Origin of the sequence: Beijerinckia sp. L45, from assembly GCF_009765775.1 — a bacterium.
Lineage (GTDB): Bacteria > Pseudomonadota > Alphaproteobacteria > Rhizobiales > Beijerinckiaceae > RH-AL1.
In genome coordinates this window covers 21,207-43,812 of record NZ_LMUU01000036.1, presented here as the reverse complement: position 1 = coordinate 43,812, position 22,606 = coordinate 21,207, and the positions used below count along the sequence as shown (strand labels likewise).

21 protein-coding genes and 3 tRNA genes are annotated in these 22,606 nt (G+C 61.6%); 13 read left to right on the top strand and 11 right to left on the bottom strand.

Going from position 1 to position 22,606, the window contains the following annotated elements:
• On the bottom strand, nucleotides 1-846 hold an 846-nt coding region (thyX, locus tag GSQ79_RS03470; RefSeq protein WP_158807339.1), incomplete at its 3' end, for an FAD-dependent thymidylate synthase.
• A 110-nt stretch (nucleotides 847-956) separates the two neighbouring features.
• Nucleotides 957-1,379, bottom strand: coding sequence for an organic hydroperoxide resistance protein (locus GSQ79_RS03465; protein ID WP_158807338.1), 423 nt, complete (start codon nucleotides 1,377-1,379; stop codon nucleotides 957-959).
• A 121-nt stretch (nucleotides 1,380-1,500) separates the two neighbouring features.
• On the opposite strand from GSQ79_RS03465, the gene GSQ79_RS03460 reads away from it, so the two are divergent.
• The 4 genes from GSQ79_RS03460 (at nucleotide 1,501) to GSQ79_RS03445 (ending at nucleotide 4,458) form a co-directional block, all read left to right on the top strand.
• Entirely contained in the window at nucleotides 1,501-1,974 is a 474-nt protein-coding gene (locus GSQ79_RS03460; protein ID WP_158807337.1) for a MarR family winged helix-turn-helix transcriptional regulator, read from the top strand.
• Nucleotides 1,971-2,711, top strand: a complete 741-nt coding sequence (locus tag GSQ79_RS03455) for a molybdopterin-binding protein (RefSeq protein WP_158807336.1) — start codon at nucleotides 1,971-1,973, stop codon at nucleotides 2,709-2,711. The genes GSQ79_RS03460 and GSQ79_RS03455 overlap by 4 nt, the downstream gene beginning before the upstream one ends.
• Before the next feature lie 2 nt (nucleotides 2,712-2,713).
• A complete protein-coding gene (gene gpt, locus GSQ79_RS03450; RefSeq protein ID WP_158807335.1) occupies nucleotides 2,714-3,214 on the top strand; it encodes a xanthine phosphoribosyltransferase in 501 nt (166 codons plus the stop codon).
• Nucleotides 3,215-3,408: 194 nt separating this feature from the next.
• On the top strand, nucleotides 3,409-4,458 hold the full coding sequence (locus tag GSQ79_RS03445) for a cytochrome-c peroxidase (RefSeq protein WP_368669911.1): 1,050 nt from the start codon (nucleotides 3,409-3,411) through the stop codon (nucleotides 4,456-4,458).
• Nucleotides 4,459-4,542: 84 nt separating this feature from the next.
• Here the strand turns inward: GSQ79_RS03445 and GSQ79_RS03440 are convergent, their stop codons facing one another.
• Nucleotides 4,543-4,704, bottom strand: a complete 162-nt coding sequence (locus GSQ79_RS03440; RefSeq protein WP_158807334.1) for a hypothetical protein — start codon at nucleotides 4,702-4,704, stop codon at nucleotides 4,543-4,545.
• Between the two features lie 322 nt (nucleotides 4,705-5,026).
• On the opposite strand from GSQ79_RS03440, the gene GSQ79_RS03435 reads away from it, so the two are divergent.
• Nucleotides 5,027-6,070, top strand: coding sequence for a hypothetical protein (locus GSQ79_RS03435; protein ID WP_158807333.1), 1,044 nt, complete (start codon nucleotides 5,027-5,029; stop codon nucleotides 6,068-6,070).
• 223 nt (nucleotides 6,071-6,293) lie between these two features.
• On the opposite strand, the gene GSQ79_RS03430 is transcribed toward GSQ79_RS03435, so the two are convergent.
• Entirely contained in the window at nucleotides 6,294-6,662 is a 369-nt protein-coding gene (locus GSQ79_RS03430; RefSeq protein ID WP_174243156.1) for a hypothetical protein, read from the bottom strand.
• A 172-nt stretch (nucleotides 6,663-6,834) separates the two neighbouring features.
• Between GSQ79_RS03430 and GSQ79_RS03425 the strand changes: the two genes are divergently transcribed.
• Nucleotides 6,835-9,726: an EAL domain-containing protein gene (locus GSQ79_RS03425; RefSeq protein ID WP_246725078.1), complete on the top strand. Its 2,892-nt coding sequence runs from the start codon at nucleotides 6,835-6,837 to the stop codon at nucleotides 9,724-9,726.
• A gap of 7 nt (nucleotides 9,727-9,733) precedes the next feature.
• Here the strand turns inward: GSQ79_RS03425 and GSQ79_RS03420 are convergent.
• Nucleotides 9,734-9,819, bottom strand: a tRNA-Leu gene (locus GSQ79_RS03420).
• Nucleotides 9,820-10,061: 242 nt separating this feature from the next.
• Here GSQ79_RS03420 and GSQ79_RS03415 point away from each other — a divergent pair.
• From GSQ79_RS03415 to GSQ79_RS03405, 3 genes are read left to right on the top strand one after another with little or no spacing between them, the layout of a single operon-like run.
• Nucleotides 10,062-10,817 carry a metal ABC transporter ATP-binding protein gene (locus tag GSQ79_RS03415; protein ID WP_158807332.1) on the top strand — a complete coding sequence of 252 codons (756 nt, stop codon included), beginning with the start codon at nucleotides 10,062-10,064 and terminating at the stop codon, nucleotides 10,815-10,817.
• The gene (locus GSQ79_RS03410) at nucleotides 10,814-11,695 is read left to right on the top strand and encodes a metal ABC transporter permease (RefSeq protein ID WP_158807331.1); all 882 of its coding nucleotides are present in this window, start codon (nucleotides 10,814-10,816) and stop codon (nucleotides 11,693-11,695) included. Before GSQ79_RS03415 ends, GSQ79_RS03410 begins: the two co-directional genes overlap by 4 nt.
• A gap of 2 nt (nucleotides 11,696-11,697) precedes the next feature.
• A complete protein-coding gene (locus GSQ79_RS03405; protein ID WP_158807343.1) occupies nucleotides 11,698-12,585 on the top strand; it encodes a metal ABC transporter substrate-binding protein in 888 nt (295 codons plus the stop codon).
• Nucleotides 12,586-12,671: 86 nt separating this feature from the next.
• Here the strand turns inward: GSQ79_RS03405 and GSQ79_RS03400 are convergent, their stop codons facing one another.
• On the bottom strand, nucleotides 12,672-13,169 hold the full coding sequence (locus tag GSQ79_RS03400) for a MarR family winged helix-turn-helix transcriptional regulator (RefSeq protein ID WP_158807330.1): 498 nt from the start codon (nucleotides 13,167-13,169) through the stop codon (nucleotides 12,672-12,674).
• A 400-nt stretch (nucleotides 13,170-13,569) separates the two neighbouring features.
• Here GSQ79_RS03400 and GSQ79_RS03395 point away from each other — a divergent pair, with 400 nt between their 5' ends.
• Nucleotides 13,570-14,235 carry a DUF2161 domain-containing phosphodiesterase gene (locus GSQ79_RS03395; RefSeq protein ID WP_158807329.1) on the top strand — a complete coding sequence of 222 codons (666 nt, stop codon included), beginning with the start codon at nucleotides 13,570-13,572 and terminating at the stop codon, nucleotides 14,233-14,235.
• Here GSQ79_RS03395 and GSQ79_RS03390 read toward each other — a convergent pair.
• Entirely contained in the window at nucleotides 14,232-15,503 is a 1,272-nt protein-coding gene (locus tag GSQ79_RS03390; protein WP_158807328.1) for a M48 family metallopeptidase, read from the bottom strand. The genes GSQ79_RS03395 and GSQ79_RS03390 overlap by 4 nt on opposite strands.
• Nucleotides 15,504-15,827: 324 nt before the next feature.
• On the opposite strand from GSQ79_RS03390, the gene GSQ79_RS03385 reads away from it, so the two are divergent.
• Nucleotides 15,828-16,211: a response regulator gene (locus GSQ79_RS03385; protein ID WP_158807327.1), complete on the top strand. Its 384-nt coding sequence runs from the start codon at nucleotides 15,828-15,830 to the stop codon at nucleotides 16,209-16,211.
• A gap of 13 nt (nucleotides 16,212-16,224) precedes the next feature.
• On the opposite strand, the gene GSQ79_RS03380 is transcribed toward GSQ79_RS03385, so the two are convergent.
• Entirely contained in the window at nucleotides 16,225-16,440 is a 216-nt protein-coding gene (locus GSQ79_RS03380) for a hypothetical protein (RefSeq protein ID WP_158807326.1), read from the bottom strand.
• Between the two features lie 446 nt (nucleotides 16,441-16,886).
• Here GSQ79_RS03380 and GSQ79_RS03375 point away from each other — a divergent pair, with 446 nt between their 5' ends.
• Nucleotides 16,887-18,038 (top strand): putative sugar O-methyltransferase, encoded by a 1,152-nt coding sequence (locus tag GSQ79_RS03375; RefSeq protein ID WP_158807325.1) that lies wholly within the window; start codon nucleotides 16,887-16,889, stop codon nucleotides 18,036-18,038.
• 66 nt (nucleotides 18,039-18,104) lie between these two features.
• Here the strand turns inward: GSQ79_RS03375 and GSQ79_RS03370 are convergent.
• A tRNA-Cys gene (locus GSQ79_RS03370) sits at nucleotides 18,105-18,178 on the bottom strand.
• A 181-nt stretch (nucleotides 18,179-18,359) separates the two neighbouring features.
• Between GSQ79_RS03370 and GSQ79_RS03365 the strand changes: the two genes are divergently transcribed.
• Nucleotides 18,360-18,435, top strand: a tRNA-Asn gene (locus tag GSQ79_RS03365).
• Between the two features lie 86 nt (nucleotides 18,436-18,521).
• Here the strand turns inward: GSQ79_RS03365 and GSQ79_RS03360 are convergent.
• Together GSQ79_RS03360 and GSQ79_RS03355 are read right to left on the bottom strand one after the other, a co-directional pair.
• Nucleotides 18,522-20,549, bottom strand: coding sequence for a hybrid sensor histidine kinase/response regulator (locus GSQ79_RS03360; protein WP_158807324.1), 2,028 nt, complete (start codon nucleotides 20,547-20,549; stop codon nucleotides 18,522-18,524).
• 331 nt (nucleotides 20,550-20,880) lie between these two features.
• A complete protein-coding gene (locus GSQ79_RS03355; protein WP_158807323.1) occupies nucleotides 20,881-22,479 on the bottom strand; it encodes a B12-binding domain-containing radical SAM protein in 1,599 nt (532 codons plus the stop codon).
• Nucleotides 22,480-22,606 lie beyond the last annotated feature (127 nt).

Here is a 22,606-nt window from a genome sequence, read left to right as displayed (position 1 = left end):
GCGCCGCACCGCCTCGAGGGCCGTCTTCGACAGCGTCACCGCGCCCAGGCGATGCTCGAGAAACGCCTCGTGCGTCAGCGGCACCCAACGCTTCATCACGTCGACCAAGACGTCGGCGTAGACGCGGATCTCATATTGCGCATGGGCATCGGCGCGCAGCCGGAGAAAGCCCATGAGGTTGTGCAGGTTGGTCTTCCAGTACCACTGGGTATAGGTGCCGAGGGTCAGGTTGATGCGGGCGAGTTCGCGTGCGAGGCCGTCGCGGCTGGTATCGACCTGAGCACCGGCTGCGTCCTCGTTCAACATCCAGCTGTAGTTCGCATAGGTCCGCTCCGCGTCGCCACGCAGGATGTCGAGCACCTGCCGGGCTTCGTCGGCCTCGAGGCCTTCGCCGCGGCCCTGCCGGTTGCTGGACGACTGCGCCTTGAGCTGCGCTTGCTCGGGCAGATAGAACTCGCGATCGAGAACGGAGTAGCGCGCGGAATATTCGTTGATGCTGGCGGTGCGGTGCCGAATCCACTGCCGCGCGACGAAAATCGGCAGTTTGACGTGGACTTTGATCTCGGCCATCTCGAACGGCGTGGTGTGCCAATGGCGCATGAGATAGTTGATCAGGCCGCGGTCCTCGCTGACCTTTTTGGTGCCGCGGCCATAGGACACGCGCGCCGCCTGCACCACGGCGGCGTCATCGCCCATATAGTCGATGACGCGGATGAAGCCGTGGTCGAGCAGCGGAATCGGCTGGAACAGGATCTCTTCCAGGGCCGGGACCGTCGGACGCAGGGTCGGGGTCGTCGCTTGCCGGGCTTCGACCATTTCGAGGGTCTGCGCGTCGCTGATCGTCATGAATGCCGACTCTGAAGAGGAAAACCGAGCCGGTTGTGTAAGCGCAAACCGCGCAAACGAAAAGCGCGCCCGTTGCCGAGCGCGCATTCCTGGATCGGCCGAAAAAATGTCTAGGCGACCGTCAGCGTGACGTCGACGTTGCCGCGGAGCGAATGCGAGTAGGGGCACACGATATCGGCTTTGTGCACTAGCTGCTCTGCGGCGGCATGATCCATGCCGGGAATATGGATGGTCAGTTCGACGACGATGCCGAAGCCTTTGCCGTCGTCGCGAGGGCCTATGCCCACAGCCGCGTCGACCTTGGCATCTTCAGGAACCTTAATCTTCTCCTGGCCCGCAACGAATTTCATCGCGCCGAGGAAACAGGCGGAGTAGCCGACTGCGAAAAGCTGCTCCGGGTTGGTGCCCGATCCGCCGCCGCCGCCAAGCTCCTTTGGCGTCGACAAGACGACGTCGACCTTGCCGTCGGACGTTGCCCCATGGCCTTCGCGGCCGCCGGTCGAACTTGCGTGGGCGGTATAAAGCGCTTTCATCACATCTCCTTAGCGTGGATGGTGTGCGGACAATACGCCGTCCGCAACTACTTGGTAGCACAACATTAAATCGTGTGCAATTAAAATTGCCGGCCCGGAGAAAAGCACGTATGGAGACAGGATGAGCCAAGCCGAAACCGTCATCCTCGAGAAACAGCTTTGCTTCGCGGTCTACTCTGCGTCGCATGCTTTCACCCGCGCCTACCGGACACTGCTCGAGCCGCTGGGCCTCACATACCCGCAGTATCTGGTACTTCTGGTGCTGTGGGAAAGAGATGGCATGCGCGTGAAAGAGATCGGGGCCCGCCTTTTCCTCGATTCCGGCACGCTCACGCCATTGCTGAAGCGGCTCGAAGGCATCGGCTACGTCCGCCGCATCCGGGACGCCAACGACGAGCGGCAGGTGAGTATCATGTTGACGCCGGCCGGGCAGGCTCTGGAGGCGAAAGCTGCGGCCGTCCCCAAGGATCTGCAGTGCTTGATCGGCGTGCCCGGCGATGAAATCGGCATGCTCGCCGAACAGGTCGCCAAGCTCCGCAACGGTCTGCAGCACGCGTCGGGCGAGTTGGGAACGCGCGAGTTGGAGGGCGAATGACCCACGACATCGTCACGGCAGCCGTTCTCGTCATCGGCGACGAGATTCTCTCCGGGCGCACGAAGGACCGCAATATCGGCGCCATAGCCGAGCGTTGCAGCGAACTCGGCATCGATCTCCGTGAAGTCCGCATCGTCGCGGACGATGAAGACGCGATCGTCGCCGCGCTGAACGCCCTGCGCGCGCGCTTCACCTATGTCTTCACGACCGGCGGCATCGGGCCGACCCACGACGACATAACGGCCGACGCGGTGGCCAAGGCCTTCGGCGTCGCGATATCCGAAGATCCGCGCGCCATCGCACTGCTGTTGCAGCGGATCAAGCCCGAAGACCTGAACGCCGCACGGCGCCGGATGGCCCGCATTCCGCACGGCGCCGCGCTTGTCGAGAACAGTGTCTCGAAGGCGCCGGGATTCTGGATCGAGAACGTGATCGTCATGGCCGGCGTTCCCGCGGTCATGAACGCCATGCTGGATGCCGTGACCCCGCTCCTCGCGGGTGGCACGCAGACGGTTGCGCAATCCGTCGCTGCAGGGACGCTTCCAGAGGGCGCCTATGCCGCTGCCCTCGGCGAGATCGCCACGGACTTTCCTGGCCTCGCCATCGGGTCTTACCCGTCGTTTCGCGACGGCGCGTTCCACAACGAGATCGTCGTGCGCGGCAAGGATGCCGGTGCGGTCGGCGATGCGGCGGCGCGGGTCGGCGCCATGATCGCCGGGTTGGAGCAACGGAGATAGCCATGGAGCCGAGCGCGCGTGCCTTTCCCGTCTCCTGGGACCAATTCCATCGCGATTGTCGGGCGCTCGCCTGGCGCCTAAGCGACCTAGGGCCATTCACCGCTATGGTGACGATCACGCGCGGCGGCCTCGTGCCGGCGGCGATCGTCGCGCGCGAGCTGACGATCCGGGTGATCGAAACCATCTCCCTTGCGAGCTATCATGGTGAGCAGGAGCAGGGGCAGGTCGAAGTCCTCAAGGACATGCGGCCGGACTTCAAGGCCGATGGCGGCGCGGGCGTCCTGGTCATCGACGACCTCGTCGATACCGGGCAGACCGCGCGCGTGATGCGGACCATGCTGCCGAAAGCCCATTTTGCAACCGTCTACGCAAAACCTCTGGGGCGTCCGCTGGTCGATACGTTCGTCACCGAAGTTTCGCAGGATACGTGGATCTACTTTCCCTGGGATCTCGGCCTGAGTTTCCAGACGCCGATCCTCCCAGGCCGCAAGCCCGAGCTTTGAGCTTTGCAGCCTGCCGTTACGACAGCGATGTATAGCAACTCGCGCAACCCTCTGGGGCCTGCAACCTAGTATAGGTGCTGCAAGTTGCGACCGAGCTAGGCTTGGTGAAGAGACTATTCTTCACAAAGTCTTTTTTAGCCTTGCGTCTTTCTGCGAAACTAAAAAGAAACCGTTTTCCGGCATTGTAAATCGCGATGACCCGAATGGCTTGGAAATTTCCCTTGTTCGTCTTTCTGGCGCTGGCATCCGCCTTCATCATGGCGGGTACCGGTCGATCGCCAGCGGGCTCGAATGCTTCGGGAGCGGGACGGGGCGAGTACCGGCGGCCGACCGAAACCCCTTACCCGGATTCAAATCCCTACAGCGCGGCAAAAGCGACCCTCGGGCGGTCCTTGTTTTACGACACGCGCATTTCCTTTTCGCAGACGCGCTCATGTGCCTCGTGCCATCCTCCTAGCCGATCCTGGAGCGATGGATTGCCGATCGCCCAGGGGGAGGGGGCTTCCATCATGAAGCTCCGCACGCCGACCCTCGACGATATCGCGTGGTTGCCGCGCCTCGGTTGGGATGGGAAGTTTCGCGACATCGAGTCGGTCACTTTCGGGCCGATCCTCGCACCGTCCAACGTGCACATGACCGAGGGGCTGCTGATCGAGCGTCTGTCGACGTTGCCAACCTACGCAGTGCTTTTTAGCGCCGCTTTTCCTGACAAACAGATCAATCGGCGCAACATCGAAATGGCGCTCGCCACTTTTGAACGCTCCATCGTCTCAGGCGTCGCGCCTTTCGACCGCTGGGTCGAAGGGGACGAAGCCGCGATCGACGAGCCCGCCAAGCGAGGATTTGCCCTGTTCAACGGTCGGGCGAACTGTTCGCAATGCCATAGTGGCTGGGCGTTCACCGACGGATCGTTTCACGATATCGGCGTTGCAAGCGGCGAGGAAATCGGGCGCGGTCGCTATTTCCCCAGCTCCGTGAAGCTCAAGTATGCTTTCAAGACGCCGACCCTCCGCGACGTGAGCCGACGCGGTCCCTACATGCACGACGGATCTCTGGCGACGTTGCAGGCGGTTGTCGATCTCTACAACAAAGGCGGCATCGACCGCCCGAGTCGGTCGGAACTGATCAAGCCGCTAGGCCTCACGGAGACCGAGAAGGCCGACCTGATCGCGTTTCTCGGGACGCTCAGCGACGAAGGCGAACTGGCGGCGAAAGCACCGGCGGCAGTTGTGCGCGAAAACTGATGGCATCTTGGGGGCGGCTGGTCCGCTCGTAGGACAATCCAGAGCGTCACCTGCGTCTGAATCAAGGTCGATTGGTTTCAAAGCTTATCGAAACAGCGGCAGCCCCCCGCCGATCAGGGCGAGACCGGTCACGACCATCAGCCCGCTGCAGCGTTCCATCGCGATCTTCTGCGTCGGGAAGCGTTCCAGGACGCAACTGAGCGTCGTTCCGGCTGCCAGGCTGACCGCGCTGAGAATAAGAATCATATTACACGATCTCCACTCGGCTTCTTGACTGCGCAGAACGTCCGGCAAGGTGCGTCGTTCGAAAATATACAGACGCGACGTCTCAGCCATTGGTGTTCGGGTGCCGCAACCCCACTGTTTCTCCCCGATGTTGAAGACTTCATAACATAACGGTCGCTACGACAGCAGTGATGCTTTCGGCCGACAAAACTTGCCACAAGGTTAATGAAATGCGCTTTGGCTGTTAACTAATATGAAGATTCTCACTTCTAATAAGATTAAAATTGCGTATATTGGAGATCGGGCGGCGTGCTGGGGAGCGCGCCAGTTTCGCGGGGCTCAAATGAGTGTGTTCGGGGTTTCTCGTCGCGTTTCTTATATTGTCTCGGCCAGCATCGCAGCGGCCGGTTTTTTGATTTCCACGGGTGCCGAGGCACACGTCAAATGGTTTTGCGCTTTTAACGTCGCCGGACAGCCCGTCGGCCTCGAGAACGTCCTGTGTCAGGATTTCGAGCTTCTGACCGGCTTTGCAATCTTTGTACTCCTGCTCGGCTGCCTCATCGACAGGACGTTCGTCGGCGATGCGCTGATCCGCTCGCTCGATCGCGTCACCGGCGCATTGATGGTCAACGCGGAAATCATCATGCGCGCGACCGTCGGCTTCTTCCTTGTGGCGCTATGGACGCTGGGGGGCATTCTGCTGACGCCCGAACTGACCACGACATCGCCATTCATTCCCTGGATGCAGCTGGCCATGGCCGCGTGCTTGCTGTCGCGTCGCACGATGCCGCTTACCGCTCTGGGCATCGTCGTCCTGTTCGGCATGGCCGTTGCGAACTACGGCATCTTCCATCTGATGGATTATCCGATCTTCCTCGGGATCGCCGGCTACCTTGCGCTGGTCGGTTTGCAGCGGGATCTCTTCGGCGTTCGCCCCATCGACGTTTTGCGCTGGGCGACGGCGATCACCTTGATGTGGGCCTCCGTCGAGAAATGGGCCTATCCGGACTGGAGCTATCCGCTCTTCACCACGCATCCCGAGATGGCGATGGGATACGATCCGGCGTTCTTCATGCGCGCAGCCGGCGTGGTCGAATTCACCATGTCGTTTGCTTTGATCTGGACGCCGCTGGTTCGACGCTTCGCAGCCGTCATGCTGGCCGCGACGTTCATCAGCGCGATCGCCGAATTCGGCAAGGTCGACGCGATCGGTCACGCCCCGATCATCGCCGTGCTGCTCGTCGTGATCGGCGACCAGGCCAAGGAAGCGCCGCGGTTGGCGCGCAAGATGGTTCTGCTTCCGTTGCAATATGGAGGCGCCCTGGCGGCGTTCCTCGCCCTCTATTACGTCGGCCACTCCGTGCTGTTTGGGACCACCCTGACCTAAAGCGCTATCGCTTTGGTGGACACTCCAAAGCGATCAGAAATCGCTCTCCTATCGAAAAGTCAGAGCGCTTTCTCCATCACGAAAGCCTGCAATTTTTGTGGAAATGCTCTTGGCGAACGCCTGCGGGAAGCTGAAGCCGAACACAAAGCATGCTCCGGAACGCTTATGCCTTCCGGAGTGTACTTTCATCGAACCATCCTGATCGTGCGCCGGCGACGACTGCCTATTTGACGTGAACGAGCAGTTTCATCTTGGGATGAATGCCGCACAGGACCTTGAACTCGCCGGCGACCGAGAAGACGACGTCCGTCTTGCTTCCGGGTTCCTGATCGCCCGAATCGAAGCTGAATGTTTCCGAGTCGACATAGGCGTGATGAAGAAGGTCGCCGTCGTCATTGACGATGCTCACCGTGTCGCCGCGCTTGAGCGACAACTCGCCAGGCTGAAAAGCGCGTCCCTTTTGGGACACCACGATTCCGCCAGGCGCGGCGAGCGCCAATCCTGTCGTCGCGCCGACCAGCGTCAGAAGCAGCGCTGCTCCGCACCGCTTGTACGACCGAAACTTTGACCGGCGGAGCGCAGGGAATTGCATCGAGCCATCCTGAATTGAGCCGTTGCCGCGGTAGCATATTCACGAAGTCCGTCTGAAATCAGAACATAAGAGGGCGCGCTTAATCAGTCGTTAAGGTCTGGCAACCCTGTCATTGTTAGCGATGGCTTAACCAGAGTCTCTCTAATCTGACCTAAGACGGTGGAATTGAAGAATGTCTGTCCTGCAGGTCACACGTGCGATGCCGCATCGCCAGATGCCGGCACGGTCTGGTTCTTCGGTCAAAACGATCCGGAGCCGGATCCTGTTCGCGTTCCTCGTCATGACCCTGATCACCAGCGTTCTTGGCCTCTACGCAGCCTATGATATTCGGCGCGCTGGCGGCCTAGTGTCCAAGACCTTCGACAAGTCGTTGATGGCGATCAACTACGCGCGCGCCGCCTCCGCCGATTTCAACGCGATCCAGGCCGCATTCGCGCGTCAGTTGTTGACCTCCGATCACGCCACGCGGGTCATGCTCGACGCCAAGATGACGGAACTCGAGAAAAGCCTGAACGACGATCTTTCGATCGCCATGGAACGCTCGCAGTCGGACCGCGCCTCGGCGGCCGGCGCTCATGTGCAACGGGCCGTCGCCGCTTGGAGCACCATGCGCGGACGGCTGATCGAAGGGACGAACCCCAACGAGGCATGGCGCTCACTCGATCATTTTGCCTCTGTAGTCGAACAGCAGATCGACCTGCTCATCAACTATACGGCGGGCGATGGTTTTTCTTATCGTCAGAGCGCCCAGGCCGCAGTTGCCCTCGACATTCGGGTCAACTTGCTGGCAACGCTCCTTGCCGTCGTTCTCTCGGGCCTGGCCGCGTGGCTTCTGGCGCGAACCATTTTGGGTCCGATCGCTAAGGCGTCCGAGATCGCAAAGCGGATCGCCGGCGGCCATCTCGACGTCATCATCCCGAAAGGCGGCGACGACGAAATCGGCGCGCTTCTTTCCGCCATGGAAGTGATGCGCGAAAATATCCGCGCGAGCATCCAGAGCGAGGTCGCGCAACGGCGGTCCGCGCAATCCCGGCTTGCCGATGCGCTAGAAAGTTCTCGGGAAGGCATCATCGTCATCGATGCCGATTCAAAGATCGTCCTGGCCAATGCTCAGGCCGGTGAGTTTCTCGCCGGCATCCTCGGGCGTCTGAAAGTCGGCGGTTCCGCGCGGGATCTGATGACGACCATCTGGACGCGTCTGGGGCCACCGGGAGCGCGCACCGTCGAGCTGCCGGCGACCCGCGAGACGCGCCTCCCGGACGGTCGATGGCTGCGGGTCAGCCAGAACGCCACTCAGGAAGGTGGCGTCATTATCGTTTTCAGCGACATCACGGTTCTCAAGGAACAGGAAGCCGCGCTTACGGGGACCAATCAGCGGTTCGACGTCGCGCTTGCCAACATGTCCCAGGGCCTTTGTCTCTATGATGCGGACAACCGCCTCCAGGTGTTCAACCGCCGCTTCTGCGAGATCTTCCGCCTGCCGTCCGCCCGCATCGTCGTCGGGATGCCTCTCGAAGAGGTCATCGCTCTGAGCGTCGCCGTCGGCAACTACACGACTCGAGCGGATCAGCGTCTGAGCGACGTCCTGACGCGGATCGGACATCGGCAGCCGGCCACCAACATTCTCGACCTCGCCGACGATCGCGTCGTCGCGCTCGCCCATCAGCCGCTGCACGAGGGCGGATGGGTCGAGACCTACGAGGATGTGACGGAGCGCCTGCAGAGCGAGGCGAAGATCGTCTACATGGCGCGGCATGATGCCCTGACGGGCCTGCCCAACCGCCTGATGTTCGCCGAGCGGGCCGAGCTGGCGCTCGGCGCCAGCGGCCGTGGCGACATGTTCGCCTTGCTGATGCTCGACCTCGATCACTTCAAGCAGGTCAATGATACCTTGGGTCATCCGATCGGCGATGCGCTGCTGCGCGTGGTGGCGGAACGGCTCTCGGCCTGCATCCGCGAGGTCGATACCGTGGCGCGTCTTGGCGGCGATGAATTCGCCATCGTGCAAAGCGGCCTGCGCAGCCCCGACGATGCGACCATTCTGGCTCGGCGCATCGTCGACACGATGAAGATGCCGTTCGAGATCGAAGGGCACCGCGTCACGATCGGCGTGAGCATCGGGATTTCGATGGCGCCCGGGGACGGCACGTCCTACGGCAAGCTGCTGAAGAACGCCGACGTCGCGCTGTACAAGGCCAAGGCGGACGGGCGCGACACCTGGCGTTTCTTCGAGATGGAGATGGACGCCCGGCTGCAGGCGCGCCGCGCGCTCGAACTCGATCTGCGCGAAGCGCTCGCCGAAGGCTGGTTCGAACTCTATTATCAACCCTTGTTCGACTTCAAACGAAACGAGATCGGCGGGTTCGAGGCGCTGCTGCGCTGGAACCACCCCGTTCGCGGCATGATTTCGCCGTCCGAATTCATTCCGATCGCCGAAGAGATCGGCCTGATCACGCAGCTCGGCGAGTGGGTTTTGAACCAGGCGTGCCGGGAGGCGCAGACCTGGCCCGAGGACATCCGGATCGCGGTCAACGTGTCGCCCGCGCAGTTCCGAACCGGCCAGTTGGCGGGCGCCGTCGTCGGGGCCCTCGCGCAATCCGGTCTTGAGCCGAGCCGCCTCGATCTCGAGATCACCGAGTCCGTCATCCTCGCGAATACCGGATCGACGATGGAGACGCTGCAGACGATCCGCGCGCTCGGCGTCAAGATCTCGATGGACGATTTCGGCACCGGCTATTCATCGCTGAGCTACCTCCGGAGCTTCCCGTTCGACAAGGTGAAGATCGACCAGAGCTTCATCCGCGACCTTGATTCCAAGGCGGATTCCAGCGTCATCGTCGGGGCCATCATCGGCCTGTGCAAAAGCCTGGGCATGCGGGTGACCGCCGAGGGGGTTGAGAGCCAGGCTCAGCTCGACTTCCTGTTCTGGGAAGGGTGCAGCGAGGCGCAAGGCTATTATTTCAGCCGTCCCGTGCCGGCCGAGCGCGTCCCTGCTTTGCTCGTGCAGTGGGCCGACGGCACGACGTTCGTCGACCGGCCCGAGGTGCGAATGTTGGCGGACTAGGCCGGGTTGGTGGCCTCTCCGGGACTCGAACCCGGACGCCTTGTGGGCTCAGCATTTTAAGTGCTGTGCGTCTACCTGTTTCGCCAAGAGGCCGCCGTGGCTCCTTGTTTCATCGGACCGTCGGAATGGCAACAGCGGCCCTCAGCGCAGCCCCGCTGCGTTGACTTGGATGTTATAACATAATAGTTCATCGCCATGCATGAACACGTCCCGGCCCCCCGCCTTGAACCACTGTCCCTCTCCCTCATGGCACAGTCCGCCCTTATCCGGGTTGCCGGCGTGGCGGGTTTGCTGGTGACGCTCTGGCTGGCAATCTGGTGGGCGGTGGCCAAACCATGAGCGCCGCACCGATCAGTCTCAAAAACCTGACGGTCGCCTACGACCGTCATGCCGCCGTGCATCATGTCAGCGGCACCTTTGCGCCGGGCAGCATGACCGCCATCGTCGGGCCGAACGGTGCCGGCAAGTCGACCTTGTTGAAGGCTCTGATCGGCGAAAAGGCGATTGCCTCCGGCGCCATCGATCGAGGCGGTCTGGCGCTGGCTTCGGTCGGCTATCTCCCGCAGGTCGCGGAGATCGATCGCACGTTTCCTCTCAGCGTCGCGGACATCGTTCTGCTCGGCGCCTGGCGGCAGGGCGGGGCGTTCGGCCAGGTCAGCCGCGCGATGCGCGAACGGGGCCGGGACGCTTTGGCGACGGTCGGCCTCGAAGGATTTGGGGCGCGCCCGATCGGGTCGTTGTCGTCCGGACAATTCCGCCGCGTGCTGTTCGCCCGGCTTCTGCTGCAGGATGCCGAAGTCATCCTGCTCGACGAGCCTTTCGCCGCGATCGATACGCGAACCACCGATGATCTGCTGCGCCTCATCGATCTCTGGCACACGCAGTCGCGGACCGTCATCGCCGTCCTGCACGACTTCGATCAGGTGCGCGCCCATTTCCCACAGACCCTGCTGATTGCCCGCGAGCTGATCGCTTGGGGCGATACGGCAAGCGCGATGAGTCCGGAAAATCTTCTTCGCGCCCGGGCGATGTCGGAGAACTGGGACGAGGCGCCGGAATTCTGCGACGACGGCCACAGGCACGTCGCATGAGCCTCCACGCGCTTCTCGTCGCGCCGTTCGCCGACTTCGGCTTCATGCGCCGCGCGCTGATCGCGTGTTTCGCGCTGGCGCTGGGGTCGGGGCCGATCGGGATACTCCTGATGCTGCGACGGATGAGCCTCGTCGGCGACGCGATGAGCCACGCCGTGCTGCCAGGCGCGGCGGTCGGGTTTCTCGTCTCCGGCCTCTCGTTGCCGGCGATGGGGATCGGCGGCGTCGTCGCCGGCCTCGCGGTCGCGCTGCTGTCGGGGCTCGTCAGCCGCTCGACCAGTCTTCGCGAAGACGCAAGTTTTGCCAGTTTTTATCTCACGTCGTTGGCGCTCGGCGTGCTGATCGTCTCGCTGCGCGGTTCGAGCGTCGACCTTCTGCATGTGCTTTTCGGCAGTATCCTGGCCATCGACAATGCCGCGCTGATCCTCGTCGGCGCGATTACGTCGGTCACGCTTCTGACGCTGGCGGTGATCTACCGTCCGCTGATCGCCGAGTGCTTCGACCCCGGTTTTCTGCGCGCCGTGTCCGGCCGCGGCCATCTCTACCACCTGCTGTTTCTTCTGCTTGTCGTGCTGAACCTGGTCGCCGGCTTTCAGGCGTTGGGCACGCTGATGGCGGTCGGCCTGATGATGCTGCCGGCGGCGGTGGCGCAGCTCTGGGTCCGCGGCATGCCGGCACTCTTTGCGGTCTCGATCGCGACCGCCTGCATCTCCGGCTACGCCGGCCTCGTCATCAGCTATCACCAGGGTCTGGCGTCCGGGCCGACCATTATTCTCGTGGCGGGGGGCCTCTACGTCCTGTCGCTGCTGGCCGCGCCGTCCGGCGCCTTTCGTCGCCTCCTTCCCAGACGCCACTTTGCAAAGAGGATGCTCCCATGAAGATGACGTTTGCTCTGACGCTCGCTGTGGCGGGCTGCGCCGCCATGACAGCGCCCGCCGAAGCCAAATCGCTAAAGGCGGTTGCGAGCTTTACGATCCTTGCCGACATGGTTCGCAATGTCGGCGGCGACAAGGTCGATGTGCGCTCTCTGGTCGGGCCGAACGGTGATCCGCATACTTATGAGCCGACCCCGGACGATGCCCGCGCGTTGAAAGCGGCCGACGTGGTCTTCGTCAACGGCCTCGGCCTCGAAGGCTGGATGGATCGGCTGATTGCGGCATCGGGTTACAAAGGCACGCCTGTCGTCGCGTCGCAGGGCGTCGCGCCGCTGAAGATGGAAGATGACGGAAAGACGGTCATCGATCCCCACGCCTGGAACAGTGCTGCCAACGGCGTGATCTATGTTCGCGATATCGCCAAGGCCCTCGCGGCAGCCGACCCCGAGGACAAGGACGTCTTCGAGAAAAACGCCGTAGCTTATGAGGCCAAGCTTGCCGCGCTCGACGCGGACGCGCGCAGCAGTCTCGCGGCCGTCCCGCAGCAGCGACGGAAGATCCTCACGACGCATGATGCGCTCGGCTATTTCGCCAAGGCCTATGATGTTGAGATCCTGGCCCCGCTTCGCATTTCGACGGAGCAGGAACCGTCGGCGGCGACGGTCGCGGCGTTGATTACACAGATCACGAAGGAGGGGATCAAAACCTACTTCTTTGAGAATTCGAATGACCCCAGGCTCATCGAGCAGATCGCTCGCGCCACCGGAGCCAAGCCGGGCGGCGAGCTCTATGTCGAATCGCTATCGAAGCCCGACGGCCCGGCGGCAACCTATGCCGACATGTTCCGCAATAACGTCGGACTGATCACCAAGGCCATGCGCGATCAGTCGTAAACGCACAGCATAACATCGCGCCCATGTGGATGGCTCGTCCACATGGGGCTTAGAAGGAAATACCGCCGCAGCTTTTTTCGAGCGCGTCAGGCGATCCCGACCGTGATTTTATCGAGCAGCGCAATGAGACGACCTTTGGAAGTGCCAGCGATGCGATCGAGCTCCTGTTCGTGCTCGTTGGCGCGAACCATCAGCTTTTCCAGGGTCCGCTCGCCCTTCTTGGTCAGCGTCAGGGTCACGCTACGACGATCGAGCACGGACGCTTTGCGGGCGATGTAACCGCTTTTCTGCAGGTCCTTGATCAGCGGACTGACGGTGGACTTGTCGCGGGCGATCGCGCGGCCTAGCGCGCTCTGCGAAATGCCGGGATTGAGGTGGATGATGGCCAGTGCCGGAAAACGGCCCGGCTTCATCAGATCCTTGTCGGCATAGCGCGCAAATGTGCGATAAGACGCATCTTGGGCAAGCCGGAGATGGAAGCCGATGAAGTCGCCGAGAAAGCCGAGCTTGACGTCGGCGTTGCTTTCCGCCGGCTCCGCGACGGACTCGACAGGTTCGATTTGCTTGCGTGTTCGAGCGACCATGGAATTCCCCCCAACCTGACATTCACCGGCATGTTGATCATGCGGCGTCAAACGACGCTCCGGAGCCAGGCGCAAACGTTTGATTAAAAACTATGTACGGCTTAATCTTCGCCTACGCAATGAATATCAATCGTGAATTTCATGGTTGTTGTCAAACATCCATCTGCCTTTCGTCCGGGGGGCAGCGGGCTGGGCAATCTGTTTTCCACTGTTTATCGCGCAAATCACGGCCACACTATTTCTGGGGATAAAACTTTTTGATCCAACTCTATTGTTTTTGATGCCGCAACGCGGCCTTGGCTTAAACAAAAGATGCTATTTGCGGGTCTATATCCCGCATGCCAAGGCAAGCGGAAGGCTTTATGGCGCGTGATGCGGCGTCGCTCAATGGAATGATACTATGGAGACGTCCCTCTACGCGCCGGTCAAGGCGTTCCTCGAAGGGCGCGGTTTCACGGTCAAGGGGGAGATCGGCGGATGCGATCTTCTGGCGCTGAAGGGAGATGATCCGCCGATCGTCGTCATTGGCGAGCTGAAGCTCAGCTTTAATCTCGAACTCGTGCTCCAGGCGGTCGATCGGGCGACGGCCTGCGACGAAGTCTGGCTGGCGGCGCGGCTTTCGGCACGCGGCAAAGGCCGGGAAAGTGACGCCCGCTTCCGCAATTTGTGCCGGCGTCTCGGGTTCGGCATGCTCGGCGTCTCGGATGCCGGCGCCGTGGCGATCCTGGTCAGTCCTGACGCTCCGACGCCGCGGAAAAATCCCAAGCGGCGCGCGCGGCTCCTCAATGAACATCGGCGTCGCAAAGGCGACCCCGCCCTGGGTGGCGGATCGCGCGCGCCGATCATGACGGCCTATCGGCAACAGGCGCTGATCTGCGCCTTCGCTCTTGCGACAGGGCCGCTTCGCCCGCGTGATCTCAAAGCCGCGGCCCCCGACGCGCCCAAAATCCTGCTGCGCAACGTCTACGGCTGGTTCGAACCCACCGACCGCGGCATCTATGCGCTGACCGCGAGCGGCCATGCCGCCATCAAGCGATGGCCGCGCGATGCCGAGACCGCGTCTTAAGCGGCCGCCGGCGCCAGCCAGGGCGCGTTTTCCTCGCTCTCGCGAAGGTGGCGGATCCGTAAGGGCACCGGCGGGTGGGAGTAATGCACCAAGGCATAAACCGGGTCCGGGGTCAGGGTGGAGGCATTGTCACGAGCGAGCCGCGTCAGCGCACTCACCATCGGTGCTGCGCCAACGCTGCGGCGGGCATAGTCGTCGGCCTGGAACTCGTTGCGCCGCGACAGCCAGTTGCTCAGCGGCGCCATCAGCGGCCCGATCGTCGAGAACAGCATCATGCAGACGAACAGCCCCAGCGCGTCGTCTTGATAAGGCACGCCGAAGGACGGCAGCAGCCAAGGCTGTTTGCACAGCCAGCCGAACCCGGCGAGCGCGACGAACGCCATCAGCGCCCCGCGGACCAGCCCAAAGATCACGTGCCGATGCTTGAAGTGGCCGAGTTCGTGCGCGACGACAGCCTCTATCTCCTCGGGCTGGCTGCGCTCCAGCAGCGTATCGAACAGGACGATGCGCTTGGCCTTGCCGAAGCCGATGAAGAAGGCATTGCCGTGCGAGGAACGCTTGGATGCATCCATCGTGAAAAGCCCTGACGAGCGAAACCCGGAGCGCGCCAGCAGGGCCTCGATCCGGCTCCGGAGCGGGACGTCGGCGAGCGGCGTGAAGCGGTTGAAACGGGGCGCGATGACGCGGACGTAGACCGTCGGCGCGGCCACCATAAGGACCAGGACTCCGAACCACGCCCATAGCCACCAAAAGCCGGCGAGATCGCGCATCACCCACAAAACGGCGAGGAGCAGCGGGATCGAAACGACCAGCGAGATCGCCCAGCCTTTGAGGCGATCGGCAAGGAATTGCTGCGGCGTCGTCCGGTTGAAGCCAAACCGCTCCTCCAGCACGAAAGCCTTGTAGAGGGAGAAAGGCAATCCGATCAGCGTGCCGACAACGCCTGTCCCGATGAGAAAGGCGACACTGCGCCAGAGCGACGGCGCAAGAACGGACGCGAGCGCTCCGTACAGGAGACTGATGCCTCCGAGCACCCAAGCCAGGGACAGGACGAAGTCCACGACGGTCTCGATCCGCGAGAGCGTCTCGCGCGCAACGGTGTAGTCCGCGGCCTTGCGGTGATCGGCGAGGCTGACGTCGACCGCAAAGTCGGTCGGCACCGCGTCCGCATGGCGACGCACATGGGCGATCTGGCGCGTCGAAAGGTAGAGCGAAAAAACCGTCCACGCGGCAGCCGCGGCGACGAAGAATGTGACGAGCAAGGGCATGCGTTACGGTTCCTGAGTGCAACCTGTGGACTCAATGAGAGCCCATGATCCTGCTTGGAGGTAAGCGCTCGATGGCCGAGGCGCCAGTCGGTCGGTGCGGTTGCGCATGCGACGCGCGCTTGCGGGCGATGTCCTTCGCCTTTCAGGTGGTATATGCAGGGCCGATCGCCGAAATGATGCAGATGCCACAATCGGATCGTAGCGGAATGCAGATCAGGCGCAAATAAACCGCGTTCTCACGCTAGTGTAGGCCTGGATAACTCTCTGGTTTCATTGCGCTGCGACCGGTAGTCCTTGCTGAAACACGAACACCGGTAGACATATATGCGATCACCGCACGCGGTAAACATTCTCGTCGTGGACGACTCGGCGACGATGCGAACCATTCTCACGACGATGTTGACCCAGCTTGGTTTCACCAACATCGACGAGGCCGCTGACGGGAAGTCCGCCTTGGCGATGATTCTCGGCCGCAGTTACACGTTGATCATCTCGGACTGGAACATGGAGCCGATGACCGGCATCGAGCTGTTGCAGCAGGTCAAACGCCTGCAGAAACCAGGTTTTAACCGCTTCATCTTCGCGACGTCGGAACGCAGCTGGGGCCATCAGGCCACGGCGCGGGTCGACGGCGCTGAAGGCTTTATCGTCAAGCCGTTCAAGCTGCACGACCTGAAAGCGAAGATCGAACAGGTTCTCGGACGCTGACGGCGCGGCGGCCTTACAGTCCGTCGATCACCGTTCCCAGGGCAAGGACGACGTAGGCCGCGACAACCACCCAAAATGCGTTTGTCGAGACGTAGTCGATGTGAATGCGGGTGCCGACGATGCCGAGCAGCGCAAGGGCGAGAGCGATCAAAAAGGTAAAATGATGCGGCTGCTTCGTGCGGAAGAACCAGCCGCGGGACCGTGGGCGTTGTCTTGATCTGAAGGCCATGGACACTGATCCTAACGGTGTATGGAGAGCGAGGCGAGCGCCTATGTCGGTCGTGAGCTTACCCGATTCTGTAAGATCGCCGAACTGCAGACCTTGCCTGGAGCTTAATCGCTAAGCTCAATGAGAGGCTTAGCGGAAGGGCGGGGGGCTTCTCTTCCGGTCCCCTCGGAGCCTTTGGGCAATACCCCCATTTTGGCCGCCCCAGTCAAGCAAAGGCAGAGCTTGGCCTTCCTTCGTCCCGGCGGCTCTCGGATCTTCGTGATCGATTCGGCGCGGCGTGACGACGACGGTCGCCGGCGCTTCAAAACGGGCATCAAACCGGATGCGTCACCGGCTAGCCGCGCAACAATCGCGGTCGCATTTTGGTTGTCGCACGGTGCCGCGTCTTTCGGCTAGGCTAGAGCTTATTAAAAGCTGCTAGGTTACAGCTTGTTTAAAGTCGCGATTTGGACGGCACTGCGCGTGACGGCGTGATTGAAAGTAGACGAAATGTTGTCAGATTTTTTCTCAGCATTCAGCAAAGCGCAAAGAAGAACGATCCGGCATCAGAGCAGCTGGCGAAGAGCTGCCAAAGGATAAAAGACGTTTGCTTTTACGACCCGAATTTTGAAGTCGAGCAAATCAAAGTAGCGGAGAGCTATAAGCCGCCGCGCGACTTCATAGAGAGGATCAAGCGCTCATATCGCCGCAACTATGAGAAGACGGTCATCAGCGAGCAATCGATGTGGTCGTGGATCGATAACTTGCGCCGCCCCCTCCACGAAGCGCTTCTGGCGGACGACGACCGTGCTGAAGTCCTGCTTCAGGATCCCGGGTCGACCTACCTTCTTTTTGGCCTGGACGAGTCCTTCACGTCGGACATGATGCAATTCGGCCAAGCAAACGACTTTGATAAGCTTGTCAGGCTTTCCGAGGCGCTGGGATGCCGCAGGACCTTCAATCCCGACACCAGCGATTTTCTAAAAAACGAGACGCCGCCGCGCGCCGCCAACGTTGACCATGAAGTTGACCGGATCTGCAAAGCGATCGGCTTGTCGGCCGATGCAAAATTCGCCGCCCCCTTCCGCGGCACGTGCGGCATTTCGACGAAGCGGGGTCTACTCGATCAAAGAACAATTCAGGCGCTGTACCAAGCCCATCGGGTTCGAGCGCTTGGGGGCAGCACCGTGCTCGAAATCGGCGCCGGCGTAGGCCGGACCGCGTTCTACGCGCTCGCCCTTGGCGCTACATCATATTCCATCGTCGACATCCCGCTGACGATGGTGTGTCAGGCGCTGTTTCTCGGAGCGGCAATCGGGGAAGGCAATGTGCGACTGGCTGGAGAGGCGGATGCCGGGCAAAAGGTACAATTGTTCGCGACAGATAGCTTGCCAGAGGGTCCGTACGATATGGTCCTAAATGCCGACTCGCTGAGCGAAATGGCCGTCGAGCAGGCCAAAACCTACGTCGAATATATTCGGAGGGTGTCGCCGCTCTTGCTATCGATCAACCACGAAGCCAACCCCTTTACGGTCGCATCGCTTCTGCCGCCAACCGTTCATCGCCATCCCTATTGGTTGCGCAAAGGTTACGTGGAAGAGATGTTCATCATCCGCTGAAAAACGCTGCCAACCGTGGGCAATTCAGCCGTTTTTTCTAACAGAATCAAATGTCGAAGGAACCGATGGAGGCCTCGCCCGGAATCGAACCGGGGTGCAAGGATTTGCAGTCCTCTGCGTAACCACTCCGCCACGAGGCCTCATATGTGCCGGCGGCGGCCCAGCACCGCTCGCCTATAGCAAAGGTCGTCATCATACCGCAACAGCGTCGTGGCATTTTGTGGGGTCGGCAGGGTTATGAGCGGGGAAACAGCGCCAAGTGAAATCGCGGCTTTGCATTCGCGAACAAGCTTGCTATACGGCCCCCACGCCAACGTGCATTCCCTGATAGCTCAGCTGGTAGAGCAGTCGACTGTTAATCGACTTGTCGCAGGTTCGAGTCCTGCTCAGGGAGCCAATCGTTTTGCACCGGTTCCGACGCCCGGATCGGGTTGGATGTTCGGGCGTCTACTTTAGTGAATCATCTCGTAGGATGTCGGCGCATCAGGCCGCCTGGGACCGTCCCTGGGTCCAACTCCTGACGGTCGCACTCAACACATCAAGTGACATCGGTTTCGTCAGCGTAGCGTCCATGCCGGCCGCGAGGCAGCTGTCGAGCTGTTCCTTGAAGGAATGCGCGGTCAGAGCGATGATCGGGACATCGCAGGCGGGCGAGGGCAGGGCGCGAATCGCCCTGGTGGCGGCGATGCCGTCCATCACCGGCATGATCATGTCCATAAGAACCAGGTCGTAGCTTTGTGCCGACACGGCCTTCACCGCCGCCGCGCCGTCGCATACGCAATCCACCTCATGCCCTTCAAGCGACAGCATGTCCGCGATCAGCTTGCGATTGAGGTCGAGATCGTCTGCGATCAGGATTCTGGCGCCGCTCGTGATCCGCTTCGCCGGCTCGCTGGCAACAGCAGCGAGAGGCGGCTCGCTGACGACGGTCTCCATGCCCACCTCAAACCAGAAGGTCGTGCCCTGAGCCGGGTTGCTGGTGACGCCGATCGTTCCATCCATCGATTCGACAAGGCGCTTGGCGATGGCGAGGCCGAGGCCGGTTCCGCGCGTCGACCGGGCGAGCGGCTCGATGCGGGAAAAGCGCTGGAACAGCAGGTCGATCTTGTCGTCGGCAATCCCGATTCCGGTATCGGAGACGGTGAAATGAACACGGCTTGCGGCCACGGAAACATGGAGCATCACGGTGCCTGTCTCGGTGAACTTGATTGCATTGTTGAGCAGATTGACCAGCACCTGCTGGATCTTCGGCCCGTCGGCCAAAATCAAACTCGGCACATCCGAATCCACCACCAGTCGAGAAGCGATGCCCTTGGCTGCCGTCAACGGAGCGATCATGCCGTGACAGGATTCGGCCAGCGCCTTGATGTCGGTGGGCTGACGATCGATCATCGGCGCCGTGCCCTCCCGGGTGCTGGCAAGATCGAGGAGTTGATTGACGATCGACAGGAGAGACTGTGCGGCGTCGCGGATCGTCGCGGCATGGGTCTGGACGACCGCGGGGCGCGTCTCCGTCTGCAGGAGATCGGCAAAGCCGAGGATGGCCTGCAATGGCGTGCGGAGCTCGTGATTGACGTCGACGAGCAGCATGTCATTGGCGACGCGTGCAGCCTCGGCGGCCTCGCGGGCCGCCACGAGGTCGCTGATGTCGAAGCACAAGCCGTCCCAGATCGCCGTGCCCGCGGAATCATGCCGGACGACAGACTGGCTGCGCAGCCATCGGACCGTGTCGCCTGGCGTCGCGACGCGAAACGTCAGATCAAGATCGGTTTCGGCGATGGTCGAACGCTGCAAGGCGTTGCGCACACGGTCCCGGTCTTCGGCATGGATGAATTCGAGTGGACCATTCGCGCCGCTTGCGCGATCGCGGACCCCGGCCAGATGGTCTCGTGACGAGCCGAAGAACGTGTAGTGCCACGTTGCCGGGCCGGTCTTTCGGCGTTCGAAGATGAGGCCGGGCAGGGTTTTGGCCATCGCGGCAAATCGGGCTTCGCTGTCCGACAGCGCCGCTTCAGCCTCCCGCCGCGAGGCGATCTCCGCCGTCCGCTCGATCTGCGCAATCCCCGATTGTGCAAGTTCGGTCAGCAGACCAATCTCGGTATCGCCCCAATCGCGTTGCCGATGGTCATAGACGCAGAGCGTGCCGACGGCTGTGCCACGCGCATTGCGGATTGGAACGCCGATATAGGCTTCGATCGGGGCCGCCCCGACCTGCTGCACCTGGTGAAGCAGAGGGTGCTTGTGAACAGCATTCGCAAGAAGCGACGCGTTGCTTTCAATGACGTAACGACACATCGAATACTGTAAATCAATGCGGTGCTTGTTCTCTGGGAGGCCCGTTTGGCCGGCGGCGCTGTGGATGTGCTGCTCCTCCGGCGTGAAGGAGGAGATCATTGCCGCCGACGCGCCCAATGTCCGGCAAGCGGCATCCGTCAGACGGTCCAAGGCCTCCTTGGACGCGAGCGCCCAAAGCTTGTCGACGTTCTTGATCGAGCCGTCGTGCATTGGCATCCGGCCTTGTTTAGCCCGCGGTTTCTGTCTGACGATTGATGCGAGCACCTGGATTCAACTAAACGAATCAAAGTTTACGGCAACTTCATCCTTTTACAAAATGGGAGGCTTGGTTTTACTGGTTTTGCCAGCAAGACGGACCGACGAAAGGTGGCTTAGGCCATGGCTTGACAAGAATAATGGGGTGCTCGCGAGGTCCGGAACGTTAGGGATGGTCGGCTCTGCGGGCAGCAGGCGGGGGTGACGTCCAGGCATGGCCGCTGACATCAAAAAAGGAGCCGGACAAAGCCGGCTCCTGATCATGTCGGTGATGGTAAAAAGAATGCCGGATTTACTCTGCGGCATTCATCAGGGCCGGCTCGGCCGATCTCAGCTTTGCCGAATAATGGGACGCGTTTCCCTTTCCTGAGCAGGCATCGCGCGCGAACATGATCAGATGGTGCGCCGGGATCGCGTAAGTCAGCAACGCTTCCATTTCGCCACGTGCGATCAACGGAATCGCGAATTTCCAGAACGCTACGCGATAATCGCCCCTGATGCCGACGAACCAGACCAGGCGGCTGAGAATCGTCAGGCCCTTCTTGATGTTCTTCCAGCTGGTGCGCTGTTTGCTGTTGGGGCGCGGCAGTCTGTTCGGCCAGGTGACTCGGGTCTGATGGGCGTAGCGGTCGAGGACGGTGGCCGGCTGGTAGGCGCGTTCCATACACTGGCGCCACATCGCCAGCACCTCGTCGTAAGGCATCAGGAAGTGCACGTTCGACTCGCGATCCTCCTGATCGTCGAGCCGGCCGGCCTTTGCCAGGCGGTCCCACAGCGGCGTCTGGGGCAGGGCTTGCAGCAGGTTGATGGTGAGCATCGGAATCTTCGACTGCTCGATGAAGTTGAGCACCTTGCCGCCCGACTCCGGCGTGTCGGAATCCAGGCCCAGAATGATCCCGGAGACGACCTGCATGCCGTGGTCGTTGATGATCTTCACGGCGTCGAGGATGGGCATGACCATGTTGTGGCCCTTGTCCATCGCGGTCAGGGCATCCTCCTCCGGCGTCTCGATGCCGCAGAAGATCGCCTCGAAGCCGGCTTCGCGCATCAGGGCGAGCACTTCGGGCGAACGGGCGATGTTGAGCGTCGCTTCGCAGGCAAAGGAGATCGCGAACCCGTTCTTCTTCTGCCATTCGACGAGATGCGGCAGCAGCTCGCGGATCGCCTTGCGGTTGCCGATGATGTTGTCGTCGACGAAGTAGACCGAGCCGTTGACGCCGAAGGCCAGCAGCTTGTCGAGCTCTGCGGTGATCTGGGCTGGCGTCTTCAGACGCGGCACACGGCCGTAGAGGCCGGGAATGTCGCAGAACTCGCACTTGTAGGGGCAGCCGCTCGAAAATTGTATGGTGCCCAGCATATAACGGTCGATCTCGGCGAGCTCGTAGGCCGGGATCGGGAACTGGCTGAGCTCGCGCCGGACCTTGGTCCTGAGTAGGAGCTGCCGATCCGGGCGGGCGACGGAGTCGCCGAGGATGGCGATCAGGTCGTCCGTCGCGTCGCCGAGCTCGCCGACATGGAGATAATCGAAGGCGGGGTAGTTTTCCGGGCAGGCCGACACGGACGGGCCGCCGAGAACGGTCGGCTTGTCGAAGTTGTGGGCGCGGCGATTGATGTCGTCGATCTGCCGACGTTGGATGTGCATGCCGCTGACGAAGACGGCATCGGCCCAGAGGAAATCTTCAGCCGTGGCCGGGCCCATGTTTTCGTCGACGAAACGGGCTTCCCAATGTTCAGGCAATATCGAGGCGATGACCAGAAGCCCCTGCGGGGGCATGAAGGCTTTGGTCTTGTCCAGCAGGGCGTAAGCGTGTTCGAAGGTCCCAAAAGACGGTTCGTAATGCGGGAACACGCAGAGAATGCGCCGCATGCACACGTTGTTCGCATGAGTCATGAGATAGGGGCTGTCCTGGCGCTCTGGAAAGGCTGAGGGGATCAGCCCTGTCGAGTAACCATAGCTTGAGCTGCGGTGGCAGGCTAGGCCTCGGGAGGAGGAGGGGCTGCTATCGCGATTGGTGTGG

Bases quoted from the DNA above. Each gene is read 5' to 3' on its own strand.
- GSQ79_RS03465 (WP_158807338.1), bottom strand. From the start codon at position 1,379: ATGAAAGCGCTTTATACCGCCCACGCAAGTTCGACCGGCGGCCGCGAA.
- GSQ79_RS03460 (WP_158807337.1), top strand. From the start codon at position 1,501: ATGAGCCAAGCCGAAACCGTCATCCTCGAGAAACAGCTTTGCTTCGCG.
- GSQ79_RS03455 (WP_158807336.1), top strand. From the start codon at position 1,971: ATGACCCACGACATCGTCACGGCAGCCGTTCTCGTCATCGGCGACGAG.
- gpt (WP_158807335.1), top strand. From the start codon at position 2,714: ATGGAGCCGAGCGCGCGTGCCTTTCCCGTCTCCTGGGACCAATTCCAT.
- GSQ79_RS03445 (WP_368669911.1), top strand. From the start codon at position 3,409: ATGACCCGAATGGCTTGGAAATTTCCCTTGTTCGTCTTTCTGGCGCTG.
- GSQ79_RS03440 (WP_158807334.1), bottom strand. From the start codon at position 4,704: ATGATTCTTATTCTCAGCGCGGTCAGCCTGGCAGCCGGAACGACGCTC.
- GSQ79_RS03435 (WP_158807333.1), top strand. From the start codon at position 5,027: ATGAGTGTGTTCGGGGTTTCTCGTCGCGTTTCTTATATTGTCTCGGCC.
- GSQ79_RS03430 (WP_174243156.1), bottom strand. From the start codon at position 6,662: ATGCAATTCCCTGCGCTCCGCCGGTCAAAGTTTCGGTCGTACAAGCGG.
- GSQ79_RS03425 (WP_246725078.1), top strand. From the start codon at position 6,835: ATGTCTGTCCTGCAGGTCACACGTGCGATGCCGCATCGCCAGATGCCG.
- GSQ79_RS03415 (WP_158807332.1), top strand. From the start codon at position 10,062: ATGAGCGCCGCACCGATCAGTCTCAAAAACCTGACGGTCGCCTACGAC.
- GSQ79_RS03410 (WP_158807331.1), top strand. From the start codon at position 10,814: ATGAGCCTCCACGCGCTTCTCGTCGCGCCGTTCGCCGACTTCGGCTTC.
- GSQ79_RS03405 (WP_158807343.1), top strand. From the start codon at position 11,698: ATGACGTTTGCTCTGACGCTCGCTGTGGCGGGCTGCGCCGCCATGACA.
- GSQ79_RS03400 (WP_158807330.1), bottom strand. From the start codon at position 13,169: ATGGTCGCTCGAACACGCAAGCAAATCGAACCTGTCGAGTCCGTCGCG.
- GSQ79_RS03395 (WP_158807329.1), top strand. From the start codon at position 13,570: ATGGAGACGTCCCTCTACGCGCCGGTCAAGGCGTTCCTCGAAGGGCGC.
- GSQ79_RS03390 (WP_158807328.1), bottom strand. From the start codon at position 15,503: ATGCCCTTGCTCGTCACATTCTTCGTCGCCGCGGCTGCCGCGTGGACG.
- GSQ79_RS03385 (WP_158807327.1), top strand. From the start codon at position 15,828: ATGCGATCACCGCACGCGGTAAACATTCTCGTCGTGGACGACTCGGCG.
- GSQ79_RS03380 (WP_158807326.1), bottom strand. From the start codon at position 16,440: ATGGCCTTCAGATCAAGACAACGCCCACGGTCCCGCGGCTGGTTCTTC.
- GSQ79_RS03360 (WP_158807324.1), bottom strand. From the start codon at position 20,549: ATGCCAATGCACGACGGCTCGATCAAGAACGTCGACAAGCTTTGGGCG.
- GSQ79_RS03355 (WP_158807323.1), bottom strand. From the start codon at position 22,479: ATGACTCATGCGAACAACGTGTGCATGCGGCGCATTCTCTGCGTGTTC.